6 protein-coding genes are annotated in these 4,432 nt (G+C 70.2%); 3 read left to right on the forward strand and 3 right to left on the reverse strand.

Annotation, left to right across the window (positions count from 1 at the left end; all coding sequences use genetic code 11):
* A partial coding sequence (locus GJ632_RS19840; RefSeq protein WP_191453838.1) for a molybdopterin-dependent oxidoreductase occupies positions 1–1,134 on the forward strand: 1,134 nt, incomplete at its 5' end.
* A gap of 109 nt (positions 1,135–1,243) precedes the next feature.
* Positions 1,244–1,426 carry a hypothetical protein gene (locus tag GJ632_RS19845; protein WP_089804942.1) on the forward strand — a complete coding sequence of 61 codons (183 nt, stop codon included), beginning with the start codon at positions 1,244–1,246 and terminating at the stop codon, positions 1,424–1,426.
* A gap of 76 nt (positions 1,427–1,502) precedes the next feature.
* On the opposite strand, the gene GJ632_RS19850 is transcribed toward GJ632_RS19845, so the two are convergent.
* Positions 1,503–3,074 (reverse strand): (R)-citramalate synthase, encoded by a 1,572-nt coding sequence (locus GJ632_RS19850; protein WP_343161279.1) that lies wholly within the window; start codon positions 3,072–3,074, stop codon positions 1,503–1,505.
* 88 nt (positions 3,075–3,162) lie between these two features.
* Positions 3,163–3,510 (reverse strand): DUF192 domain-containing protein, encoded by a 348-nt coding sequence (locus GJ632_RS19855; RefSeq protein ID WP_343161280.1) that lies wholly within the window; start codon positions 3,508–3,510, stop codon positions 3,163–3,165.
* A 96-nt stretch (positions 3,511–3,606) separates the two neighbouring features.
* Here GJ632_RS19855 and GJ632_RS19860 point away from each other — a divergent pair, with 96 nt between their 5' ends.
* Positions 3,607–4,143, forward strand: a complete 537-nt coding sequence (locus GJ632_RS19860; protein WP_191453839.1) for a hypothetical protein — start codon at positions 3,607–3,609, stop codon at positions 4,141–4,143.
* Positions 4,144–4,161: 18 nt separating this feature from the next.
* Here GJ632_RS19860 and GJ632_RS19865 read toward each other — a convergent pair.
* On the reverse strand, positions 4,162–4,432 hold a 271-nt coding region (locus GJ632_RS19865; protein WP_197428110.1), incomplete at its 5' end, for a lysylphosphatidylglycerol synthase domain-containing protein.

Here is a 4,432-nt window from a genome sequence, read left to right on the forward strand (position 1 = left end):
TCGACGGCGGCCGACCGGCGGCGTCTGCTCGGCGGCGTGGCGACGACGTTCGGCGTGGGCGTCGTCGGCTACCTGCTCGGGTCGTCGTCGGACTCCGCCGACACCGCGGCGTCGGTGCGCACCGATTCCGCACCGGCGGACGCGGAGGCGGTCGAATCGGGTTCGTCGGCCGAACGGACCGCCGCCGACGAGGTATCCGAGGAACCGTCGGTGGTCGACCGCTACCTCGCCGAGGCCGAACGCCGGTCGCTCGACGTGGCGGGGTTGGAGGGACTCGTCAGTACCGACTTCTATCAGGTCGACATCAGCAACGTGGATCCGAACCTCCGGGCCGACCAGTGGTCGCTCTCGGTGACCGGGAGCGTCGAACGCCCCCTGTCGTACACCTACGACGAGTTGACCGCGATAGGTACCGAACACCGGTTCGTCACGCTCCGGTGCGTCAGCGACCCCGTCGACGGGAAATTGATGGACACCGACCTCTGGACGGGCGTCCCCATCTCGCGCATCTTAGAGGAGGTGAACCCGCAGGGAAGTCACGTCATGCTCCGCGCGGCGGACGGCTACTTCGAGGAGTTCCCCGTGGAAGCGCTGACGGAGGGGTTCCTCGCCTACGGGAAGGGCGGCGGACCGCTCCCCCGCGGGCACGGCCACCCCGTCAGAGCGCTCATCCCCGGTCACTGGGGGGAGATAAACGTCAAGTGGGTCACCGAGATGGAGATTCTGGACGGCCCCGAGAAGGGCTTCTGGGAGCGGCGAGGCTGGCACGGCACCGGCCCGGTTAACACCGTCGCCAAGCTCTCGGCCAGCGAGCGACTTGACGGCCGGCGACGGGTGGGCGGACACGCCTACGCCGGCACGCGCGGCATCGAACGCGTCGAAGTCTCCGTCGACGGCGGCGAGACGTGGGCCGACGCGACGCTGTCGGACCGCCTCCCCGCCGGCACCGACGAGTCTGGCGAGGCGGCCGAAGACGCGTGGCGGCAGTGGGCGTACACCTACGACGACCCCGGCCGCGAGCACACCGTCGTCGTCCGCGCCACCGACGGCACCGGCGCGGTCCAACCGCGCGAGGAGGAGGGCCCCTATCCCAGCGGTGCCACCGGGTGGGCGTCGAAGTCGTTCCCGAAGTAACGCGGGCGCGTCGCCGCCCCCGACTCGACGGCCGGGACGACGCAGTCCTGCGGTTTCACTTTCACTCCACTAGGATTGCCTACTTATCCGTTCTCGCGAATGTATCGGTATGAACGCGCTCGCCGTCGAGCGAACCGACGAACGGACAGGGCAGACACGCCGAATCGAGGTCACCGAGTTCCGAACCGCACGCGTCGTCGAGTACGCCCGGACGCGGTTCGCCGGCGACGCGGACGTCCACTTCGAACGGCGGGCGGGAACGACGACGCTCGTCGCCGACGAACGTCGATAAGAAGGGAGCCGAGGTCGGAGCGGTCACCGCTCCGACTGTTGCCGCTTCGACGGTCACCGCGCCGACGGCCGACGCCTCAGTCGTCCGCGTGCGGCGGCGACTCGGCCGTGTCGTCCGGTTCGCCGTCGGCGGCGACGAGGAGTCGGTCGAGGGCCTCGACCATCGCCTCGACGCTGCAGCGAGTGATGTCCGAGTCGCTGGTCGCCACGGTGACCGAGCGGTCGCCGTAGGACATCTCCACCTCGACGGTGACGACGGCGTCCGTGCCGCCGGTGATGGCGTCCACGTGGTAAGAGTCCAGTTGCGCGTCGGCGTCGGGGCCGAGCGCAGAACGAACCGCCTCGACGGCGGCGTCCACCGGACCGCTCCCGGTGCCCGACGCGACGCGTTCGTCGTCGTTCACGCGGAGGCGAACGGACGCTGTCGGCGTTCCGCCGCCCGACGCGGCCGTGAGGTCGAGGAGTTCGACCCGCCGGTCGCGGTCCCGCCCCTGCACGTCCTCGGCGATGGCGAGGAGGTCGGCGTCCGTGACGCGCTTGCCCCGGTCGCCGACGTTCTTCACGCGTTGGACGACGGCCGCGAGTTCGTCGTCGTCCACCTCCACGTCGTGTTCGTCGAGGGCCGCCGCGACGCCCGCGCGCCCGGCGTGTTTTCCGAGGACGAGGCGACGCTCCCGCCCCACCGTCTCCGGCGGGTAGGGTTCGTACATCGCGTCGTCCTTCAGCGTCCCGTCGGTGTGGATGCCGCTCTCGTGCGTGAAGGCGTTCTCGCCCACGACCGCCTTGTTCGGCGGGAGGGGGACGCCCGTCGCGTGGGACACCTTCTGCGCCAGCGCGTAGAGTTCGTCGAGTTTCGCCGTCTCGACGCCGTAGCAGTGCGAGAGCGCTATCGCCACCTCTTCGAGGGCGACGTTGCCGGCGCGTTCGCCGATGCCGTTGACCGTGCCGTGGACCATGTCGGCCCCGGCGGCGAGACTGGCGTAGACGTTCGTCATCGCCAGTCCGAGGTCGTCGTGCGTGTGCGTCGACACCGGACCGAGTTCGGCCAGCGCGGAGACGTACTCGTACGTCGTCTCGGGACTCGCGTGGCCGACGGTGTCGGCGTAACACGACCGGTCGGCGCCGGCGTCGAGCGCGGCCGACGCGATGTCGACGAGGAAGTCGAGGTCCGCGCGGGACCCGTCCTCGCCGATGACCTCGACCCACAGGTCGTGGTCCTTCGCGTAGGCGACGAGGTCACCGGTCGTCTCGACCACCTCGTCGCGCGTCGTGCCGACCTTGCCCTCGACGTGCTTGTCGCTGGCGGGGACGACGATGGTGACGCCGTCCACGTCGCAGTCGAGTGCGAGGTCCACGTCGCGCTTGACGCCGCGGGCGAAACTGGTTATCGTCGCGTCCAGACCGAGGTCGGTGACGCGACGGATGGTCTCGCGTTCGCCCTGCCCGGTGCAGGCGCTCCCGGCCTCGATGTACGGGACGTTCGCCCGGTCGAGGGCGCGCGCGATGTCCGCCTTCTCCTCCGGCGAGAGCGAGATACCCGGCGCTTGCTCGCCGTCGCGGAGCGTCGTATCTAACAGCTGTACGGTGTCGTCAGAATCCAGAACGGATGCGAGGGGTGTGTTGGGGTTACCCCCGAATAAATCGACCACGAGTCATGTGCTCACACGCACCCTTACCGCGGACGGACTTAAAATGGACCTTCATGACAGATTTCGCCGTCGGACCGGAACCGCCCCGTCACTCGACGACGCGGACGGTGTCGCCGCGTTCGACGCCGTCGGCCGCGCCGGCGGGCAGTTCGACGATGCGGTCCGCGAGCCCGAACCCGATTCCCGTCCACCCCGAGAGACGCTTCGTCTTCGTCACTTCCTCGCCGACCAACCAGAGGGCGTCGATGTCGAACGGGACGAACAGCATGTGGAGGCTCCGCCTGTCCACGTCGTCGAACTCGAAGACGAGGGCGTAGTCGTCCGGAATCCGGCGGCGGAACATCAGTCCGCGCGACTTCGACAGGAACGAGTCTGCGACTTCCACGTCGCTGGCGATGGTTCGGGGCTTGCCGTCCCGACGGTGTTCGACGTGCACGACGGGCCGTCACCCGGTGACCACATAAAGTCAACGCGCCCGGTGACGGTCGCCGCCGGTCCGCGGATTGAAGGCCGACGACGCGAAAGGCGAGTCATGGAGGAGACGCCCACGGGAACCCCCGTCGGCGTGGACGACCCGTACGACCACGCTGGCGTCTGCGACCACCTCACGGGCGACGGCCGGTGTCGCTTCGCCCTCGACCGGGCCGGCGACGACCCCTCGTTCGCGGCCGACCGCCGCGCCGCCGACTACGACTGCGTCGCCGCCGACGAGGACTGCGAGTTCCGCGACTGCCCGCACTACCGTTCGACGACCGACGGCCGCGAGTGCGTCCGGTGCGGACTGGAGGAAGTCCGCATGGCCCACGAGGGGGGTGCGCGGCCCCTCCTCGAAGAACACCACCTGTCGTACGGGGGCGGGAGCGACCGGACCGAGGGGTCGGAGCCGAGCCACGAGATAACCGTCGCGCTCTGCCGGTGGTGTCACACGAAGGTCCACAAGTCGTTCGCGCGCGTCGACGACGACGCCTCGCCGGACCCCGAGGCGTTCGCCGCGCGCGAGGAGCGACGCTCCCGCGAACAGGCGGAGTTCGGCTTCAGTTCGGCCGCCGAGCGATTCGACGACGGCTGAGGCCGGAGACGGCGTTTCTCACGTTTCGAGCGTCGCCAGCAGTCCGGCCGCGGCGGCGTCGACCACGACCACGACCCAGTAGCTACACACTCGGTAGAGGAGGGCGACGGCCGCCGCGGCGCTGACCGGGACGCCAGCGGTGGCGGCCAGTCCGGCGGTGACGGCGACTTCGATGCCGCCCGACCCGCCGGGGAGGGGCGACCAGCCGACGAGTCCCGACGCGGGCGCGACGAACAGCGCGGCCCCGAAGGGGACGGCGACGTCGAGGGCGGCGGCGGCGACGGCCAGC

This window comes from Halogeometricum sp. CBA1124 (assembly GCF_009741955.1).
GTDB classification, from domain to species: Archaea; Halobacteriota; Halobacteria; order Halobacteriales; family Haloferacaceae; genus Halogeometricum; species Halogeometricum rufum.